The 20,783-nt window shown below is 54.0% G+C and carries 13 protein-coding genes; 5 read left to right on the top strand and 8 right to left on the bottom strand.

Features of this window, described 5'->3' with window-relative positions; translation table 11 throughout:
* Positions 1-145 precede the first annotated feature (145 nt).
* The 5 genes from FYC48_RS24740 to FYC48_RS24720 form a co-directional block, all read right to left on the bottom strand.
* Entirely contained in the window at positions 146-1,630 is a 1,485-nt protein-coding gene (locus tag FYC48_RS24740; RefSeq protein WP_149499459.1) for an ATP-binding protein, read from the bottom strand.
* On the bottom strand, positions 1,627-3,054 hold the full coding sequence (locus FYC48_RS24735) for a methyltransferase domain-containing protein (RefSeq protein WP_149499458.1): 1,428 nt from the start codon (positions 3,052-3,054) through the stop codon (positions 1,627-1,629). The genes FYC48_RS24740 and FYC48_RS24735 overlap by 4 nt, the downstream gene beginning before the upstream one ends.
* Positions 3,055-3,126: 72 nt before the next feature.
* On the bottom strand, positions 3,127-3,840 hold the full coding sequence (locus FYC48_RS24730) for an HTH domain-containing protein (protein WP_149499457.1): 714 nt from the start codon (positions 3,838-3,840) through the stop codon (positions 3,127-3,129).
* 632 nt (positions 3,841-4,472) lie between these two features.
* Positions 4,473-5,489: a peptidylprolyl isomerase gene (locus FYC48_RS24725; protein WP_149499456.1), complete on the bottom strand. Its 1,017-nt coding sequence runs from the start codon at positions 5,487-5,489 to the stop codon at positions 4,473-4,475.
* A 322-nt stretch (positions 5,490-5,811) separates the two neighbouring features.
* On the bottom strand, positions 5,812-7,032 hold the full coding sequence (locus FYC48_RS24720; RefSeq protein ID WP_149499455.1) for a hypothetical protein: 1,221 nt from the start codon (positions 7,030-7,032) through the stop codon (positions 5,812-5,814).
* A gap of 279 nt (positions 7,033-7,311) precedes the next feature.
* Between FYC48_RS24720 and FYC48_RS24715 the strand changes: the two genes are divergently transcribed.
* The 3 genes from FYC48_RS24715 to FYC48_RS24705 all read left to right on the top strand — a co-directional run bounded on the left by FYC48_RS24715 (position 7,312) and on the right by FYC48_RS24705 (position 12,422).
* Positions 7,312-8,418: a DUF1570 domain-containing protein gene (locus tag FYC48_RS24715; RefSeq protein WP_149499454.1), complete on the top strand. Its 1,107-nt coding sequence runs from the start codon at positions 7,312-7,314 to the stop codon at positions 8,416-8,418.
* A gap of 314 nt (positions 8,419-8,732) precedes the next feature.
* Complete coding sequence (locus FYC48_RS24710; protein WP_149499453.1) at positions 8,733-10,160, top strand: sulfatase family protein; 1,428 nt, start codon at positions 8,733-8,735, stop codon at positions 10,158-10,160.
* 162 nt (positions 10,161-10,322) lie between these two features.
* Positions 10,323-12,422, top strand: coding sequence for a M13 family metallopeptidase (locus FYC48_RS24705; RefSeq protein ID WP_149499452.1), 2,100 nt, complete (start codon positions 10,323-10,325; stop codon positions 12,420-12,422).
* 257 nt (positions 12,423-12,679) lie between these two features.
* On the opposite strand, the gene FYC48_RS24700 is transcribed toward FYC48_RS24705, so the two are convergent.
* Positions 12,680-14,164 (bottom strand): catalase, encoded by a 1,485-nt coding sequence (locus FYC48_RS24700; RefSeq protein WP_149499451.1) that lies wholly within the window; start codon positions 14,162-14,164, stop codon positions 12,680-12,682.
* Between the two features lie 338 nt (positions 14,165-14,502).
* Between FYC48_RS24700 and gpmI the strand changes: the two genes are divergently transcribed.
* Positions 14,503-16,110 (top strand): 2,3-bisphosphoglycerate-independent phosphoglycerate mutase, encoded by a 1,608-nt coding sequence (gpmI, locus tag FYC48_RS24695; RefSeq protein WP_149499450.1) that lies wholly within the window; start codon positions 14,503-14,505, stop codon positions 16,108-16,110.
* A 101-nt stretch (positions 16,111-16,211) separates the two neighbouring features.
* Positions 16,212-18,446: an NADP-dependent isocitrate dehydrogenase gene (locus FYC48_RS24690; protein WP_149499449.1), complete on the top strand. Its 2,235-nt coding sequence runs from the start codon at positions 16,212-16,214 to the stop codon at positions 18,444-18,446.
* On the opposite strand, the gene FYC48_RS24685 is transcribed toward FYC48_RS24690, so the two are convergent.
* Positions 18,424-19,044 carry a hypothetical protein gene (locus tag FYC48_RS24685; RefSeq protein ID WP_149499448.1) on the bottom strand — a complete coding sequence of 207 codons (621 nt, stop codon included), beginning with the start codon at positions 19,042-19,044 and terminating at the stop codon, positions 18,424-18,426. The genes FYC48_RS24690 and FYC48_RS24685 overlap by 23 nt on opposite strands.
* A 653-nt stretch (positions 19,045-19,697) precedes the next feature.
* Positions 19,698-20,774, bottom strand: a complete 1,077-nt coding sequence (locus FYC48_RS24680; RefSeq protein ID WP_149499447.1) for an SGNH/GDSL hydrolase family protein — start codon at positions 20,772-20,774, stop codon at positions 19,698-19,700.
* Positions 20,775-20,783 lie beyond the last annotated feature (9 nt).

Below are 20,783 nucleotides of genomic sequence, written 5' to 3'. Positions count from 1 at the left end.
AGAAAGTAGGCAACGTCACAGCATTTATGACGCGGATACATTTTGCCGTAGCCCAGAAGGCGTAGGATCAGAAACCACCACCGCGCCGAATTCATGCCCTGAAGAATCAATTGTCGGCTAAGAAAGGGGCCTACAACTGAAGTGTTCAGCTATTTTGCGTCGAAGCCAGCGAAGACCCGGGAGGGATTCCCGACACTGCTTGTTTTGATAAGGCCGCAGGCGATCGTGAATCGGTTGCCAGCGGTAGTTCGAATTCTACCCTGGTTCCCTGTCCAGGTGTACTCGTGATTTGAATAGAACTGCCGTGCGCTTGAACGATTGTGTCGCAAATTCCTAGTCCCAGCCCCAATCCTTCCCCCGTTCGGGTCGTGAAGTACGGCTGCGTGGCTTGCGCGATCTGCGATTCATCCATCCCAATCCCCTCGTCGGCGACGGTCACGGTGACATGATCGTCGTGGCAGACGGCGGAAACGTGGATATGTCGACGGCGATTTGTCGCATCGGATTCGCTTCCTTGCCTTTCCGCTGCGTGTTCCTGTTGAGACGATTGAAAGTCTCGAATCGCACGCTCGCCGTTGTGAATTAAATTCAGCAACACTTGGACAATTTGGCTTTGCGCTCCGCTAACGGTCGCTCGCAGCGATGCCTCGTCAAGTTTGACTCGCCCATCAGGAAGCTCATGAGTTAGAAAACGAATCGCCGTCGTGACTGCGTCGATCAAAACAAAGTCGGTTCGGACGGCCAGTTGCTCGGGGTGGGCGAATGAACGTAGGTCGGTGACGATGTGGCTTATTCGAGTCACACCTTCTTCGATGTCGGCGATCATTTCGCTGGGATCCTTGCCCTTAGCAAGTCGCTTCCTCAGCACCTTGATCGCCATCAATGAATAGTTCACCGGGTTGTTAATTTCATGCAATAAGCCGGCCGCAACTCCGGCGATCGCTCGCATCTTTTCGCTGTGGACGAGTTGCTGCTCGGTATCACGCAATTGCAAAATGGATTCCCGCCGCTGGCGTTCTTTTTCGACCAGGTCCTGATTCAAACAGTAGGCTTCGAAGCGATTTTTGCGGTAGGTGTAACAGACGGTGACACACGCTGCGGTACAAACCGATAGAAAAAAGCAACCCTCAATTGCCGCGTCGGTTGATAACACCGACACGCCGTCAGCCATTACCAACGTCCCCACATAAACGGTGATCAATGACAAGCAGCAAACCAGCGCTTCGGTGGCACTAAAGCCCAACATCTGCACGATGATCATGAGCAGGATCAACCCGAAATAGTATCGGGACTGCCCCGCATCGGTCGCATACATCATCCAGCACATGAAAGCGCCTGGGATAAATACCAACAAGAAGCTGACCGGCGAAAACAATTTGCCGGCCGACCAGAGTTGTCGGGTCAATAGTCCGGCGACTAAGAAAACCGTTGCGATCAAACGTCCGGCAAGCAGATGAACGAACGCGTCTGGATAAAGAAACCAGTCCAAGATCGCACCTGCTGGCATCAGTATCGCTCCCAAGGACAGACCGATGTCCGCCCAGTAGCAGCGATGCTGTCGCTCGGACATGACAAACGCTTCATGATCATCCGGAGAGCCATAATCACGACGCGTAGTAGCTTCGTTCATTCAGAGGGCTTCCGTATTTCAAGGAATACATTCACGCCGGTGTCATCGACGTACGTTTCCTGCCCCCCCAGTTGTGGCGCAAGTTCCTTCATCTCCTGCTGGTTTCGCAATTCCAAATTCCAGTCGAGCACCATCCCCATCATCGCGACCGATGAATGGTTGGGAGTCACGTTGGTCACCAACACGAGTCCACCGGGATGCACCCACTCGTAGAAAAGCTCCAGTAAAAATCCGCACGTCGCGTCACGTAAATAGTCAAATAATCCAGCGCAGTAGACCATGTCGTATTTTTGCTTGAACGCGTTTTCGTGCCCGGATTCTTGTGACATCTTCAAGATCTCGTGCACACTGCGCTGTTCGGTGACCAACTTCATTTCCGGTCGGACCCGTCGAGCCTTTGGAAGCAAGTTTGCTTCAACATGGTCGAGCGTTTCGCGATTAAAGTCGACGAGTCGAAAGTCAGCCTTCTCTGAGACAGAATCGTGGTGCATGAATCGCGCGACTTCTTCAGCCGGTCCACAACCGATATTGAGAATCTGCACGCGCCCGGGCAGAGGCTGGACATCGCCGGCCTGCACGTTCGGGCTTGCTAAGAAGCCCGATCGCGTTGCCAACGCGTATTTCGTCTCACGGGTGATCGCTTTTTCCAGCAACTCGATCCGGTTGCGGTGCGCGGCCGGCGCGTCATGACGAAGGGCCGAAGCATTAACGAGCTTCGCGTAGGTGTTCGTCCCCTCCCAGGGATCATTGAGCATCATCCGCACCATTTCAAAGTCACCGGCATAGCCGAGCGGTTTGTTGAACGCCCGATTCATGAAGGGTGACACCATTAACAGCGGATGCAATTCACGCTGGGCCAACGCGCGATGGAAAGGCGCATCTTTACGCGGCACCTCTCGCGTTGCCTCCTCGAACTCCCCGTTCAAGTCGGCAAACTTAGGATAGATTTCCTGGTCAACGTCGACGACAAAGTCCAGCACTCGCCGCGAGTTGGATTCACGATCGATGTCAGCTTCCATCTCCCAGTGTTCCAACCACCGCCGTAACTCCTGGAGATAATTCCGGAGGTTCGAAACTGAGTTTCGAAATCGATCCCCGACACGAGCGTTTGCGTCATCCCAGTCACTTACGAAATCTCGGACGAACGATCGCAGCGTTTCCCCCGGATGCAAGTCTTTTAAATCAGACCACGGGTCCACCAAAGATGCCGAGACGATCAAGATCAGCCCGGTATTGAGCAGCCCGGTGATCACCGCGCGTCCCTCGTACGTCGCACGGTTGCCCTGGTGAATCTTAAGTTCGTCGAGGACCTCAGAAAGCTGGACAATGGAGTACGGATTGTAAACTTCAAAGACAACATTCTGCCGGGACAATCGAACGAGCGTGCCGTCGGCCGCGACTCCTTGCGAGTTTTTAAAACTCACGTGGGAAGAAATGGTCGAATTCCTAATAGCCACAAAGACCCCACAATGGATGAAGACTTCTTTTATTCCAAACTAAAGCTTGCCAACAGCCTCCGCCGTCCTGCTCTTTAACACCCCATCGTCATCCCGGCTGATCGACGATGACGCCGTTCGAACAAGGCGTCCATTTAGGTCAATGCCTTCGATTATCACCTCGTCGTTGTTGATCGTAATTTGACGAATTAATACGTGGCGACCTTCATGCGCCGAACCGCCAAGTTCAGACGAAATCACAAGGATTCTGCGGCGGTGATCCATCGCGTCGACCAACACCCCTAAATTCGCGCGAGAATCAACCCACCCAGAGGAACCTGGGGTAAGCTGCCGATCTTGGCCAGGTGAACAAGTCCGCCGGGACGGCTCGCTCGGTAACCCTTCTGTCGACGCAGTCGTCGATTCACTTGAGCGATCAGCGAAATCGGTCTCCCCGGTCAAGATTGCCGCGGCATGACGAACGATCGATACCACCGTTGATGACTCACTCGATTGACGCAATGCTTGCCCGATGACCTGTTGGAATCGTTCCGAATTGTCTCCCGGATTGGCGCCAGTCAAACCCTCGATCCGATATCGCCCCTCGCCATGGTCAAAACTGATCTCGACGCCAAGCTCCTTCAAGAACGCGATGTCACGATAAAATGTCCGACGGTTGACGTTCAGCTTAGATGTAATCGCGTGTGGGTCGGACGCGACGCCCGACTGCACAAGTCGGAGGATCTCAAGAGCCCTATCAAGTCTGTGTCGCATCTTGACCTTGTTTCACTGCGGAATAGCGCTGCGGGATGTCACTGCGGAAGAATACTGCGAAGCAGCAGGAAGCGTGCGGCGAGTTGTCTCACTAAGAGGGCTGTCCATTTGTCGGAAATGTGCCAGAATTGGTGGAACACTCCTCCAGATCACTCTGATTGTCCCCTAAGTGTCCAACAACAAAAGGGGCGGGGTATCAAATCACCCGATATCCTGCAAAAGAATCTAAGATTGTACTCGACGATCACTCGATGTCTTTGTATCCTCAGCAGCGGTGACAACTGTTGTCACCGAAGCGTTCAGGAGGTTTTGCCCCAACTTCCTGGACGCGTTTTTTATGCGCGGTCGGAAGCGAAGGCCAAGTCACCCGTTGGCTTCAGATCATAACGCCATTCGGCTGGCGATATCGCCCCGGTGCACGGTCGCGACAAAATGCTGCATCCCGCACATCGATCATCAGGAACGACGCACGAATAAAGACGGCGGGCGAGTGGATACCAATTCCATCTACTCGGGCAGCCATTTCTGCTGCCCACTCAATCAACCGTCGCGACTCTCCGGCGAAAATGATCTCGCGATGCGACGCCCCCCACTGGGCGCCACCTATCTCAAGGGATGATGCGGTCGATGTCTCATTCAATGGTTGATCTCATCTCCGGCATTCGAAACGCTTCTTGGTACCAAACCACTGTGACGGAGTCGGATTGTGACTTTACAAGTGTCTCGAACAGCCGATTCACGGCGTCACGCTTTAGCACAGTCCGATCGGCAATTTGCTCGAAGGGCACTGACTTCCTCTCACGCTCATGTACCAAGATCAAGTGAAACCCTAAATCGGTGCGTACCGGATAGGTCACACCTTCCGGTTCAGTACGCGCCACCGCTCGCATTACAGCGTCCGGAAGATCCCCCGACGATGCCACCCAACCGATCTCGCCGCCCGCGTCGGCAGTCGCGCCTTTGCTGAACTGTTTGCAAAGATCTGCGAACAATCGAGCTTGCTGGTCCGAGTCACTTTCGGTTTCGGAAAGCTGTCCTCGGATATTGGCGAGCCGTTGCTTGGCCGCTCGTTCAGATTCGATATCGCCGGATTCGATCGGCAAGAACAAGTGTGAAACTCGCCATGCCGTTGGTGCGTAGGCCGCTTCGTTGGATTTGTAAAAGCGTGCGAGATTTGCTTCGGTCAACTTCGAACGCAGGTACTCACGCCAGCAAACTTCCCAGGCACGGTTCGAACGCAACGCGGTTTCGGTGCAGGCATATTGTTCGCAAATCTGCTCAATCGCGACACCACGTTGGCCAAGACTGTCAAGAAAGAGCGTCCAGTCGCGATCGATTCGCTGACGAATTGCCTCGCCGCCTTGTTCCAACATCGCGCGCATTGCCAGACGCTGGCGACGCAATTGTTCGGTCGCGGCTTGCTTGACATTCATCGGAACTTGATCGAGACGCTTGAGATTGAGTTTCGACCTTAGCATCAAATTCAAGTCGCCCACCAACAGTGGCTTGCCGTCGATAGACAGGATAGGGTCTTCCGGCCGCAATTGGTCTTGAGACCACGCGTGCGTCTGCTTCAAAACAGCCGTTAAAAGCAATAACCAAACGAAACGGTGAAACGCTCGATCGCGACCGTTGGTTTGCAGCAGCATCAGGGGATTCACCTCAGTTACTGATGGCGAGAGTAAAACGCCTAATCAACTCGAGAGCCGACAGCGATACCCGTTGATCCAAAGCATTACCAGGTACTCCGCCTAGACTGAAGGGTTCTGGTTCGACTCATCAGCCGACGGTATTGGCCTCATCGATTGCACCGCAACCGTGGCTCACGACAATCGGCTAATCCTAGTTTCAAAGGTTGACGAAACACTAACTTGGAGGAGCTAGCCCGACGCTAGCGAGTTCGGTTCACGGATTTCGATTCGACTCAGGTGGACGCTGGAATGACTCGCGTTCATCTCCGCTGGGGGTTGCCTAAGGTAGAGCGATGTCCTGGAGAACGAAGTCTACTCGGCTGCGAACGATTGAAGTTGGTGATGAGTAAATCAACTTCGCATCTACCAAATCATCGATATCGAATAGGTACCCCATTCCCACGCCCGATTCAGAACGACGATAGAGTTCGTATCCCAGATTTTCGATTCGGTTGCCATCGCGATCGATCACGTAGACGGTGTTTTGGAAGAGCCATTGACGATGACTTTCCATTGCCTCGCTGGCATCTTTGACCTCGACGTTAAATCGCACTTCATAAATCCCGCCGTTGGGTTGCACCCGTTCAAGTTTGACGGTCATTGAGTCCACTGTTTTTTCAGATCCGATTTTCGTCAGGGGTAATTCGAAGTCGTGCGTCTTACCAGGCAACATTGAATCGATCGTCCCTGAGATCCGTTCGATTTTGGTGGGGTTCCCTGCGGGAAGTTCCAAGGGCAAATAAAATTCGCTGAATTGGATATCACGATTAGCAGCGATATCGATCGTCCGCTGAGTCGTCTGAGGCTGCAAGCGACTTCCGTCATCAAGCTTGCCTGACAATTGATCCACCGGGATGGTCAACCCGATCGGCGTCATTCCGGGTTGCCAACACAATTCCATCGAAAGATTCAATCCACTTTGTTGTCCATCGTTAAAGACACGCCGCGCCGAAACCGATGTGGGTTCAATTCGATAAACGCCTGCATAGGCCGCCGAATCGACGCGTCGCCGCCTTGCTTCGGCCCGAGGGACTAAAGAAATCGTCTCGCGGTCGCCGCCGTAATGATTGACATCCAAGTTGGCTTGATCGAGAACCAAATCGAGTGCATTCCAAAATGACAACGGAGCCGACGTGGCCTGAATCGGCAGCGACGAATCGGCAGAGTGTTCAAATTCAATTTGCGTTTCACGACTGATGACTTCCAGCGCTTCTTCAAGCGTCATCGAACCGGAAAACTTAATGCGAACCGCTTTGGATTGTGTGGTCGTCTTCTTTGCCATCAGCGCCGCTCGTACGCGTGCGAGACGTTCGCTCGCTTCGATGGAAAAGTTACTTCGCGATTCCGGCAAAAAACGTAGTGCGTCTGGCCCGGCTTCGATCAATGCCCGTTCGGCTCCCCGGCGGTCGCTGGCTTTGCGGCCGTCGAGTTGGTCTAACCAGCGAAGCACATCGTCTTTGGAAACTTCATCGTATCCGGCTGGGGTTACGTCATCTGCCACGACTTTTTGCGCAGGAGCGAAGAGGATAGGCAAGACGCAAACTGCCCCAATAGCGACGGGCATCAGGATCGCGTGGCCAATTGCAATTCGTTCGTGGCGTGTTCTTAGTCGCGAGAACCACTTGGTCGTCAAAATCGAAACAATCGGTCGATTCATTTTCGTACCACTGGGGCTACTTGAACTGTTTCGGGGGGCTGGTGAGCTAGGGTTCATTCCAGTGAATGGTAACAGACGGCCCTAGGGTCGTCTGCGAAAGTCCCCGCTTTTCTTAATTTCCCAATGCAAATCGCGAACCTCCTCCGATCCGATCGCGTTTCGATTCATCCGCTCCATTGCCTAATTTTTCTTGGACTCAGTCTGAGTGGATTTGTCGCCCGAGCCGCGGCGCCCTCGATGGTTGAATTTCAGGAAGGTCAACAAACCAGACGTGGCATTCCGATCATGGATTTCTCGCACGAGATGGTAGTCCTCGGTCGCGATGGACAACTACACACGCTTCGCGGCAATGCTCGCGAACGAGTCCGAACGCTACCGACGCCTTACGAACCGGCGACGATTTTGGAAATGCGATCAAACCTGCAAAAGGAATTCGGGCGTGATTTTGAAGTGCTCTCGACGCAGCATTTCTTAGTCGTGCAGCCCCGCGGTCGCGGCAAACGGTGGCCAGAAATGTTCGAGCAATCGCATCGCGCCTTCGTCAACTACATGTCGCGACGAGGCGTCAAGATCCGGCGGGGTCGATTCCCGATGGTCGCCGTCGTGATGCCAGACGAATCGGCAATGTATTCCGAACTCAAACGCATGGAGGTCAACGCCAAACGCGTGGCGGGGATCTACGCACTCGAAAGCAATCGCGTGATCACGCACGACGGTGGCCACCTACGTTATATCGGAGCAACGTTGCGACACGAGGCCGCGCACCAATCGGCCTACAACTACAACGTTCATAGCCGAGTCGTTGTCACACCGCGTTGGGTCACCGAAGGCATCGGTCAAATGTTCGAACCCGAAGCCATGGTCAGCGGCCAGTCGGGCCTGAAGATCCGCGAGCGAGTGAACCTGGATAGTCTTACCGTCATCCGACGCGAATTTGGTAACGATCTGTCTTCGGATTTTAGCGATGCGATTCGCGATTTGATCGGTTCGGATCAAATGTTCGTCAACTCGAAGACGACCAGCAAAGCCTACGCGGTGGCTTGGTCGATGATGTTTTACATGGCCGAGCGAGAACCGCAGGCGTTTTCTAAAGTTCTGGCAGGGACGAACCGCCGTGGGACCTATCAGCCCTACGACCGCTTCGCCCGGCTCAGCGATTTCGAACGTTGGGTGGGCACCGATATCGACCAATTCGCTTCCAAGGTCGGTTGGTTCTTGAAGTCTCTTTGATCGAGCAATCCGATTTGTAAACCGTCCTCACAAGCGATAATTGTCGCTCCCGTCGCGTGAAGTTGATCCGGTCGGTAAACTTGCCTCCACAATGCGACTGCTTTGTCTGAACCAAAGGTTTTCTGCATCCGGTCCGTTCCCCCCCTCACGCGCTCGTGAAGTAACCAGTGCAACGTTACACCTTTTTAGAGGGTGTTAGCGAATGGCAGATGCCCGGCTGCTGACGAGAACGATGCTTGATGTCATGGGATTGATGCCGAACACCGGTTCAGACGAATCCTCTCCCTAGTGATTCCGCGATTGGCTCAAGAACCGTGACACGACCCAACATCATTCTGATTATCACCGACCAGCAACGTTATGACACGATCGCCGCGCTCGGTTTCCCGCACGTGGACACGCCGAACCTTGATCGCCTAGTCCGCGAAGGTGTTTCACTGGAGCAATGCCATGTTTCGGCGGCGTCTTGCGCCGCCGCTCGCGCAAGTTTGTTCAAGGGACACTACCCTCACACCACAGGGATATTGAAGAACGCGGATCGCTGGCGACGGAGCTGGATCGAATTTCTGAACGATGCGGGGTACTACTGCGTTAACATCGGCAAGATGCATACGTGGCCCTATGTAACCGAGCTGGGCTTTCATGAACGATTCGTCGTAGAGAATAAGGATCGCTACCTCGAAGGACGCTATTTCTTTGACGAATGGGACAAGGCACTGCGATTCCGGGGATTGATCAAGCAGCAGCGTGAACTGTACCGCAAGCTCCCAGACTATCGCCAGTCGCTCGGTGCGTTTGATTGGGAGCTCCCCGAAGACACGCATCCTGACTTTTTTGTCGGTGACATGGCGAAATGGTGGATCGAATCGACGCCGAAAAAAGATCCTCTATTCCTGCAGATTGGCTTCCCCGGACCTCATCCACCTTACGATCCGATCCGCCGTTATACGGATCCCTACTTGAACAAAGATCTGCCGCTCATTCCGGTGACACCTGAAGAACTTGAGCGGCAGCCGCCTGCACTCCAGGAACTGCGTGTGCACAACAGCGAGATCGATCACGACTCGGTCATCATGCCGCTACAGATCACCGAACAACAGCGACATCGCCAACGAGCCTATTACCTTGCCAACGTTACCATGATCGATCAGAAGGTTGGCGAAATCATGGAATCACTCGAGGCAAATGGGTACGGCGATAACTCCATTGTCATCTTCACCAGCGATCACGGTGACTGCTTGACCGATCATGGCCAAAGCCAGAAGTGGACGATGTACGAACAAATCACTCGTGTCCCGATGATCGTTTGGGCTCCTGAGCGTTTCAACGGTGGCCAGTCGGTCGAAGGCTTGGTGCAGCAGATGGATATCGGCCCAACCATCCTTCGCTGGGCGGGCGTCGAGGTCCCCGATGACTTGGAAGCAGTTGCGATCAACGACGCGTTCGAGCAACCGGGCGAATTTCAAGGTCGTCCGTACGTTTATTGCGAACAGGTACGCGATGGTGTTCTGACCGGTTGTCGTTTCATGACCATGGTACGCAATCAGACGCATAAGCTGGTGCACTTCCTGGATGAACCGAACGGTCAACTGTTTGATCTAGTCAACGATCCTGATGAGCTGAACGACCTATGGGAAGACGAGACCGCGACCGGTATCAAATCACAACTGCTCGATGAACTGCGAGAGTGGCGGATCCGTAGCGGCGTCCACACCAAGGACTGGTGTGCGGACTATCGCTGACGCCCCCGTGCCCCGACGCCCAATCGCGTGGTCTCCACCAATCAAACCCCGCACCGAAGCGGCCGCTAGCGGAATTGAATTGAAATGGCATAGAATTCGAAAAGCCATACAATACGGGCGAATCTACGACCGTTTACCACTCTACGGAAAGCTTCAAACGAAATGCGTTCGATTCTCAATCGCGTCGGCATCGCCCTACTCGTAGCCTCGACAGTCGCATCGGGCAAGCCGCTGAACGCCCAATCGACCTCGGGCGATTCTGCCTCAGACGGAACCAAGTCGATCGGTGCGGACCAATCACGGGGGGCAGCGAAAGTGTCTGGCATCGATCTTTCTCTGTTCAGTGAGACGATCAGCCCGGGCGAAAACTTTTATCTATATGCCAACGAAAAGTGGCTGAACGAAACAGACATCCCGGCTGACAAATCGAATTACGGCATCTTCACCGTGCTCGACGACGAGACGCGAGAAAAGGTCCGTGCGCTCATCGAACAAGCAGCCGCAGAGGTTGCCGAGGCTGGAACGCCGAGCCAAAAAGTTGGCGACTTGTATCAAAGCGTTCTCGACGTGGATGCCAGAAATACGGCCGGCCTAAAGCCGATCGAGCCACTGCTCGAAAAAATTCGAGCGATTGAAACACAAACCGATCTTGCTCGAACTCTCGGTGAACTGCGTCGCGCCGGGCTGGGCGGCCCCTTCGTCCCGTACGTCTCGGTCGATGCAAAGAACAGCGACCAGTACACGGTCTATCTGACACAGTCAGGCCTTTCTCTCCCAGATCGAGACTACTACCTCGAAGACGAGGAACGCTATGTCGAGTTACGCACCACACTCAGGAAATACATCGCCGACCTACTTAAACAAGTCGATCACGCCGATCCAGAAGCAGCCGCGAATAGTATCTACGAAATTGAATCGCGGATCGCGACACTGCATTGGACCAAGACGGAAAATCGTGATCCGGTTGCAACCTACAATCCAGTGACCCCATCAGAGCTTGACCTGATGCTTGGTGAAATGAAGTGGTTCGATTTCGCCAAGGCTGCTCAAATTGAAAGCCAATCGACCATCGTCGTGCGGCAACCGACGTACTTGGAAGGACTCGCTGATTTATTTGAGAACGTATCCATCGACCAATGGAAAGATTACCTCACCTATCACACGATCGACGGATTTGCCAGCGGCCTGAGCGAATCACTGGAGAAACGCCATTTCCAATTCCATGATACGGCGATCAGCGGCATCACCGAACAACAACCGATGTGGAAACGTGGCGTCAATGTGACCGGCAGTGTCCTCGGTGAACTGGTCGGACAACTTTATGTCGAAAAGCACTTCAAGCCGATCGCTAAGAAACGAATGAACGAGTTGGTCGAAAACCTTATTCGCGCATTCGAAGGACGAATCAAAACGCGTGATTGGATGGGCGAGGGCACGAAGAAACAGGCGCTCGAAAAATTGTCGAAGTTTACCACCAAGATTGGCTATCCCGATGAGTGGAAAGACTATGACGCGTTGACGATCGGTGACGGCGTCCTGGCTGATCACTTGCTCGCTTCCTCACGGTTTGAATACCAGCGTGACATCGACAAGCTGGGCGGTCCCATCGATCGCAACGAATGGCACATGACGCCACAGACAATCAACGCTTATTACAACCCGACGATGAACGAGATCGTTTTCCCGGCGGCGATCTTGCAACCCCCATTTTTTAATCTCGCTGCCGACGACGCCGTCAATTACGGTGGAATCGGAGCAGTCATTGGCCACGAACTTAGCCACGGCTTTGACGACAAGGGCAGTAAGTTCGATGGCAATGGCAACCTGCGAATGTGGTGGACCGAAGAGGATCGGCTAGAATTCGAACGTCGGGCGAAGGGTTTGGTCGAGCAGTACAATAGCTACGAACCGATCGCCGGACGAACCGTTAACGGTGAGCTTACCCTCGGCGAAAATATCGGTGACCTCGGAGGACTGAGTGTCGCGTATGCTGCGTACAAGCTTTCACTCGACGGCAAAGAAGCCCCCGTCATCGATGGCTTGACCGGCGATCAACGCTTCTTCCTAGGTTGGTCACAGATCTGGCGGCGGAAATACCGTGATGCTGAGATGGTTCGACGTTTAAGCGTGGACCCCCACAGCCCGAGCGAGTTCCGAGTGATCGGAATCGTCCGCAATATGGATGCTTGGTATGAAGCATTCGGAATTACGGATAAGGACAATCTCTATTTGGCGCCGGAAGAACGTGTCCGGATCTGGTAGGTCATCGCGGCTTGCGATAACGCCGATCCCGTGGTCCGACGGCGGAACAAGGTCCGAAGGTGGGAACGTACGGCATTTCCCATTACCAGCGACTTTGATGGTCATCGAGCGTTAGCCCGGTTGCTTCACAGGAACCGTGGCTAACACCTTGCCGCCCGTCTAAGACATCAGAGTCTGACGAACGGCGAGCGAACGCCCGCCGTTCTTATCTTCACTTAAAACGGCGAACCGGATCTTTCGACGAGTGACGGACTGCGTTAGGCAATCGGGATTGGTTCGTCGGCAGGCTCTTCGAGCTTGTTGCTGACTGATTTGGCGAATTCATCACTCACCGCGGCGAACTGCTGAAGCATTTTTTCGCGGATGCTTTCGGGACTATCGCCCATCGAATTCGCGATTGCCGTACAAAGTCGTTCACGGGCTTCTTCGTCGAGGACTTTGTTCCAAAACAAACGCGGTTGACCAAAGTAGTCCTCGTCGTCGCAGGAAAACTCGTCATAGCGACACCCGTCTCCGTGAACCGGCATTGGTGGTTCAAATCGATGCCCAGTCTCTTTCGGACCATTCATCTTGTTAGGTTCATAGTCGACACTGCCGCCACCGTTACCATCGACACGCATTTGCCCGTCACGATGATAGGTCGCGTAGGGACAACGCGGCGTGTTGACGGGAACTTGATGATAATTCACGCCAAGCCGATACCGGTGGGCGTCGGGATAACTCAGGACACGGTTTTGTAGCATACGGTCGGGAGAGATCCCAATTCCGTCGACGAGGTTGCCCGGTTCGAAAGCCGCTTGTTCGACATCTTGAAAATAGTTGGATGGATTTCGATTCAATTCCATCACGCCGACTTCGATCAATGGATAGTCGTCATGTGGCCATACCTTCGTCAAATCGAACGGATGCCACTTGTAATTTTCGGCATCCGACTCCGGCATCATCTGGATTGACAACTTCCATCGCGGATAGTCACCCGATTCGATCGCATCAAATAAATCACGGGTGGAATAATCGGGAGCCTTGCCGGCCATCTCTATCGCTTCATCGTCGCTAAAATTTTCGACCCCTTGTTCCGTTTTGAGATGAAATTTAACCCAATGCCGAACGCCGTCACGGTTATAGATACTGAAGGTGTGCGATCCGTAGCCATTCATGAACCGCGCGCTTTTTGGGGTCCCCCGGTCGCTGTAGAGAAACATCACTTGGTGTAACGCCTCGGGAACTTCCCCCCAAAAATCCCAGCGACGCCAATGGGGCTTGAGATGGCTCTGAGGCTCTCGCTTTTGAGTGCGAATAAAGTCACTGAACTTTAGAGGATCACGAATAAAGAAGATCGGCGTGTTATTTCCGACAAGGTCCCAAACGCCTTGATCGGTATAGAACTTCAACGCGAAGCCTCGCGGGTCACGCGCCGAATCCGCGGACCCTGATTCTCCTCCGACTGTCGAAAAGCGTGCGAACATTTCCGTCTTTTTGCCGACCTCGCTGAACAGGTCTGCCATGCAGTACTTCGAGATGTCGTTGGTCACGGTAAACGTACCAAACGCACCGTATCCTTTCGCATGGACGACGCGCTCGGGAATCCGTTCGCGATTGAAGTGAGCCATCTTTTCGACCAAATGGACATCCTGCATCAACATGGGGCCCCGTGGGCCGGCCGTTTGCGAATGCTGGTTGTCATCGACCGGTCGACCAAATTGCTGGGTCTGGAACGGGCACCGCGACTCATTGTCAGACATTGTTTTCTTCTCGTTGGCTGCTTGTGAAGTGTGTGGTCGCGGCGTTCGTATGCAACCAGAGTGCCAATCGGGAATGGCTCCTCGAATCCTCCTGGCTGGGACTTGGCCGGAGGACGGTATGAGGCCGATTCAGAGGAAATTTGCGGTCGCGGGCGTTCGATCCTGCCTCACCGTGCTCGGTTTCGCACCGCCTTGTCGAAAACTCGATCCCGAGCGAGAACCGGGAGGCGAGGCTGCCTCGGGCACACCCACTTTGGAAGTTCGGTTTTCTGGGCTACGATTTGCGGATCGATTGCAGGCCAACATTTCATCCTTTGCCCACTACTATTCGCAGCAACATGACCGAAGTACGTCGAAAACCAGTCGTTTTGATCGTCCGAGATGGCTGGGGACAGAACCCGTTACCCGAGTGGGACAAAGCGAATGCCATCGTTCAAGCAAAAACGCCTGTCGCCGACGCATTGATGCAAGACTACCCAAACGTTTTGATCAAAACATCAGGTGAAGACGTCGGACTGCCTGCCGGTGTGATGGGCAATAGCGAAGTGGGACACCAAAATATCGGTGCCGGTCGGATTGTTGATCAAGAAGTGATGCGTATTACCCGTGCGATTCGCGAAGGGCGGTTCTTTAAAAACGAAGTCCTGCTCGGTGCGATCGAGCATGTCAAGTCGACCGGAGGGAAGCTCCATATCCTGGGTCTCATGAGTGACGGGCGTGTCCATAGTGACCTTGACCATGGACTGGCAGTCGTTGATCTCTATAAAAGCTCTGGCTTGCAATCAGACCGCTTGATTGTTCATGCCATCACCGATGGGCGTGATACGTCACCGACCGGCGGCCTAAACTACATCAAGAAAATTGAAACGAAGCTGGCGGACGCTGGCGTCGGAAAAGTCGCTACCGTCGTCGGGCGATTCTATGCGATGGACCGTGACCTGCGATGGGAACGCGTCCAAACCGCGTACGATGCTCTTACCAAGGGAGCGAGCCGAACGGCGGAAACAGCGACCGATGCAATCCAGTCGTACTATGACAATCCCACAGAACCGAGCCGAAGTGGCGACGAATTCATCGAGGCAACTACAATTGTCCGTCCGGGTGAGTCGCCCTCGTTGATCGAAGCCGGCGACGCGGTGGTGTTCATCAACTACCGCGGTGACCGCACTCGAGAAATCACGAAGGCGTTTGTTTTCGATAACGATGCTTGGGCAAACATCGACGGCGGTGGGTTTGATCGAGGCGAGAAGGTCGACAACCTGTACTACGCTACGATGACGGGCTACGAAACGGGATTGCCGGTCAAGGTCATCTTTGAAAAACCACCGAAGATGCCGAACATCCTCGGCCAGTACGTCAGCGAACAAGGACTCAAACAATTTCGATGTGCGGAGACGGAAAAATACCCTCACGTTACATTCTTTTTTAATGACTACCGTGATGATCCCTTTGAAGGCCAATTCCAAGAAATGGCACAGTCACCACGCGACGTTTCCACCTATGATCAAAAGCCTGAGATGTCGGCCGCCGAGGTGACCGGGTACGTGCTGAAGGAGATCGAATCCGGCCGTAGCGAGCTATTGATCGTCAACTTTGCCAATGGCGATATGGTCGGACACACCGGCGTGTTGAAGGCGGCAGTGACGGCCGTCGAAACGGTCGATCAGTGCGTCGGAAAAATCGTGGCCGCGACGTTGAAAGCCGGTGGGTCGCTCGTGATCACGGCCGACCACGGAAACTGCGAACAGATGACCAATCCGGAAACCGGCGGCCCGCACACGGCCCACACGACTTACGACGTTCCGCTGATCGTTGTCGAACCAAATCTCAAAGGAAAGCGGTTGCGTGAAGGTGGGCGTTTGGCAGACATCGCCCCGACCATCCTCGCCCTCTTGGGCCTTGAGAAACCCGCGGAAATGACGGGCGAAAGCTTGGTCGAAGTGTAGCCACGGACGCCCTAGTCCCGGTGACAATGATGCGTCAGGTTGGTACGTTTGGGACAGTGACTGTCCCATAACTATCACACTTGCTCACCGCGGTCATCGATATGTCTGACGAAGCCTCCAGTATTGTTTATACCTTCACCGATGAAGCGCCCGCGCTTGCGACGTTTTCTTGGCTCCCGATCGTGCAGGCCTTCGCGAATGCCGCCGGGGTTACGGTCACGACCAAAGACATCTCGCTCGCCGGGCGGATTCTGGCTAACTTCCCAGACGCTCTGAACGACTCTCAGACGATTGAAGACGCGCTGGCACAACTGGGCGATATGGCCAAGACGCCCGGCGCGAACATCATCAAGCTGCCCAATATCAGCGCATCGATTCCGCAACTGACCGCGGCCATTAAAGAATTGCAAGACGCCGGTTACTCGGTCCCGGACTTCCCCAGCGACCCGAAGTCCGACGAAGAGAAGAGCATCCGCGATCGGTACGCCAAGGTTCTCGGGAGCGCCGTCAACCCAGTCTTGCGCGAAGGTAATAGTGATCGACGAGTCGCCGCGGCAGTCAAGAATTACGCGAAAGCCAACCCACACTCAATGGGCGACTGGGCGTCCGATTCACCATCGCATGTCGCAAGCATGCAGTCGGGCGATTTCTATGGAAGCGAGAAATCAGCAGTCATCGAAAATGCCGGCGAGCTGAAAATCGAACTCGTCGGCTCAGACGGAACCCGTACGCAGTTGCGTGGACCGGTCGCCGTAGAGGCAGGTGAAGTCGTCGACGCGGCGGTCATGAGTGTGGCGGCCTTGCGCGACTTTTACGCCAAGGAAATCGACAACGCGCGACAGTCTGGAATCCTGCTTTCGTTGCACCTGAAGGCGACGATGATGAAGGTCTCCGATCCGATCTTGTTCGGTCACGCCGTCGAAGTCTACTTCGCAGACGTCTTAGCGAAACATGCCGAAACACTGCGGCAGCTCGGATTCAATTCACGCAACGGGATGGCGTCGCTCGATTCGAAACTTGATGACGTGCCGGAGGACAAGGCGGAGGCGATCAAAGCTGATCTCGCCGCCACCTACCAGTCGGGTCCACCCCTTGCGATGGTTGATTCGGACCGTGGAATCACAAATTTGCACGTCCCAAGCGATGTCATCATCGATGCTTCAATGCCGGCCGCCATCCGGTCGTCCGGCATGATGTGGGGCCCCGATGGCAAGTTGCACCCGACGAAGGCAATGATTCCGGATCGATCATACGCAGGCGTCTATCAGACGGTCATCGACTTCTGCAAAGCCAATGGCGCCTTCGACGTCACAACGATGGGAAGCGTCAGCAATGTTGGGTTGATGGCCAAGAAAGCAGAAGAGTACGGCTCGCACGACAAGACGTTCGAAATTTCCGGCGACGGAACGGTCGTGGTCACCGACCAAGACGGGCAAACTGTTTTCGAGCATGACGTAAAAGCAGGCGATATTTGGCGGATGTGCCAAACCAAGGACGTCGCTATTCGTGATTGGGTGCGGCTGGGCGTCGAACGAGCCAGACTAACTGGTGCGACCGCAGTGTTTTGGCTCGACAGTAAACGCGCCCACGATAACAACCTGATCACGAAGACACAGGAATACCTAAAGGATCACAATACTGACGGACTTGACATTCGCATCATGGACACCGTCGATGCGACCCAACTTTCGTGCGAACGAGCGAAAGCGGGCAAGGATACAATCGCCGTCACAGGCAATGTGCTTCGTGACTACCTCACCGACTTGTTTCCGATTCTGGAACTCGGTACCAGCGCTAAAATGTTGTCCATCGTTCCGTTGCTTGCCGGCGGCGGACTATTCGAAACCGGAGCGGGAGGCTCTGCCCCCAAACACGTCCAACAGTTCGTCTCGGAGGGACACCTGCGTTGGGATTCACTCGGTGAATTCCTCGCACTTGCGGTTTCACTCGAAGACCTTTCAAGAAAAACGAACAACAAACGTGCCGGCGTTCTCGCGGCAGCACTCGACCGCGGAACCGAGGTTTTTCTGCAAGAAGACAAATCCCCTAAACGAAAAGTCGGCGAGCTCGATACGCGCGGTAGTCACTATTACATGACGCTGTACTGGGCAGAGGCCTTGGCGTCTCAAACGGACGACGCAGAACTGGCCACCGCGTTCTCTGAGGTCGCCAAATCGCTCCATGACAACGAAGAGACGATCGTCGATGAATTGAATCGCGTTCAAGGGCAAGCAGTCGACCTCGGTGGCTATTTCCAACCGGACTGCGAAAAAGCTTCTAACGCGATGCGTCCTAGCAAAACGCTCAATGACATCATCGCTCAACTGGTGAAATAGCTTCACGATTATTTTCGAACGACTTGCGATCCAAAATTTTTGGAGGCTCGCTGGTCGCGAAAAAATAGACGACTGAGATCACCGCAACACATGCGATGATTCCGGATGCCATGATCAGATAGCGAACCAAACGAGATGCCAGTCCCTTCTTGGCGCTGCTCCTTCGCTTGGCTCGCCTACGCTGGATCTTCTGTGCCTTGGACAAATCGTACTCGGTGCTCTTTTCGACTCCATGAAGCAACTCTTTGGCGAGGTCACTCGCTTGCTCCGAATCTGGGTCAGCCGAGGGCGCGACGACGGAACCGGCAGGACGATGTAACTTCCGCTCGATCGCATCTCGCATCGGCGGCAAAATCCAGCTCATCGAAAGTATCTTCGACTTGCTGACTGCATAGCGGCGGATTTCCAGAAGCAACTCGACAAGTTCTGGAGGCGCTCCATCAATGCCACGCAAATCAAGCGGGATGCGATGGATATGCCGATCAACCTCGTTGATCAAGAGGGTGCGCAGACGTGGCAAATCACTTTCATCGGTCCACTCAATCCGTACCGGTTCTTCCCCGGATAAACGGTCGAGTTGCTTGTCCAAACGCGACATTCAATTCGAACTCCAGTACAAATAGCAGTAATGCTTTCTTCCAATTCAATCTTGGGTTTCGTCGGATCGCATTGACGACCGTTGCCGAGCAAGAACCGCTGCTAACACCCGTCGGCTGAAGACTCGCACCTGCATCTTCAAACGAAACAAAGCTCAAGTGGCAATTTTTTCCGCGGCCGCTTTCACCTTCGGACGCCCTACGTTGCACCTTTCCGACCTGAACGAAGGTACTCATATTTCACTGCCCGGGCGATCATCAAACCGTCCATTCGTATGAAGGCGGCAGAAAATTAAGATATCGTCAATCAATCGTTCATCAGATCTGAACAGCCGGTGCCCGCACCGTGATTTTTTCGAGGCGATTTCGACGAACTGAACCTTTGATGAAGCGGTTTCAAAATATTTCCAATCACGAGGCCACACACAGGGTTTGTGCAATGATCAGACGCGAGTACAGCTAGGGAGGGACGTCGATAACTGAGTTGACGTCAACTTCGACAAGTAAACGACGATCTCGCTAAGTTTGCAGCTCGCCCCTCTTTGGAGACGGTACTTCTTACACGACCATACGTCGACCGCGTCTTCCGTTCGGCCGTACGCGCAGGGGCCTATCTCAGCACGAGTGAATTCTTGGTCTACTTGAAGATGAGTCGCTACTGTTCAAGGTCGTTCGGCAGAGCACCGACCGAAACGAGTGCTTTTATCACCTCGGCTGTCGCATGAAGCCGGCCGGTCGGCGATAGGTGGATGTGGTCATCGAGGAATAGTTCTGCCTTGTTCATCTCGTCCATCTGCTTGGCCAAGTCGATCAGCCTCGCGCCCGATTGCTCAGAAACATCACGCACAATCTGATTGTACTTTTGATGTAGGGGAAGCGTTGATTCCGCATCCTTCACTTCGCCAGTCGATACGAGGTAGGGCGGAACGCCATGATCCAACGCATGCGGGGCCGTGAAGAACCAGACGTCAATGTTACGTGTTTGGCAAAGCTCATTGATGTGTCGCAAGTTATCTCGGTAGTCTTCCGGTTCGACTCGCATCGATGTGCGACGATGTGCTTCGAACCCACCGGTAGCCATCGCGATCAACTGGATCAATCGAACTTCACGTAGCGTTGTCATCAGGGCCGATGACGTCGCATCTTGATCCTTGTCTTGTTTCCCACGGGCAAGCCAATGGTCGTTCCATCCGTAGTAGACCGTCACTAAATCGGGTGCCCACTTTAACACCTCAGTCTCTAGAAGCCGCTTTCCTTGAAACGAGGTGTATCCGATCACCCCGGCATTGATCACCTCGAATTGCCCAGGAACATTTTCATCCAAGTAGACGCGTAGCATATCTGGATAAGAAGCCGGCCCGAAGTGTGTACACGAATCGCCGAGACAAACAATTCGAAAGACTCCTGGCTTCTTTTCAATCTCAAACTCGGGCCCATAAAACCCATGCGAGTTGTGATCCATGACTCCCGACCTGGGACGCCAAAAGAGTGTTTCGTCACGAACGAGTAACGGCTGTTGTGTGTGCTTGTTGTACTCGTCGATCGGAAACGTAAACTCCATTTCCTCAACGTTTTGGCTTGAGCCAATCCCGGCAAGACGAAGCAGGATTTCGACGGATCCGAACAAAAGAATGATCGTGAGACTGCTAAATAAAATCTTGCGAGAGAGCGTCACGCGCTGACGTGAACCTTGACTCGGTGAGGTAGACGGGTCAGAAACAGACGATGGCATGCAACGATT

Origin of the sequence: Roseiconus lacunae (assembly GCF_008312935.1) — a bacterium.
Taxonomy (GTDB): domain Bacteria; phylum Planctomycetota; class Planctomycetia; order Pirellulales; family Pirellulaceae; genus Stieleria; species Stieleria lacunae.
This window is presented reverse-complemented; position numbering and strand designations above follow the sequence as displayed.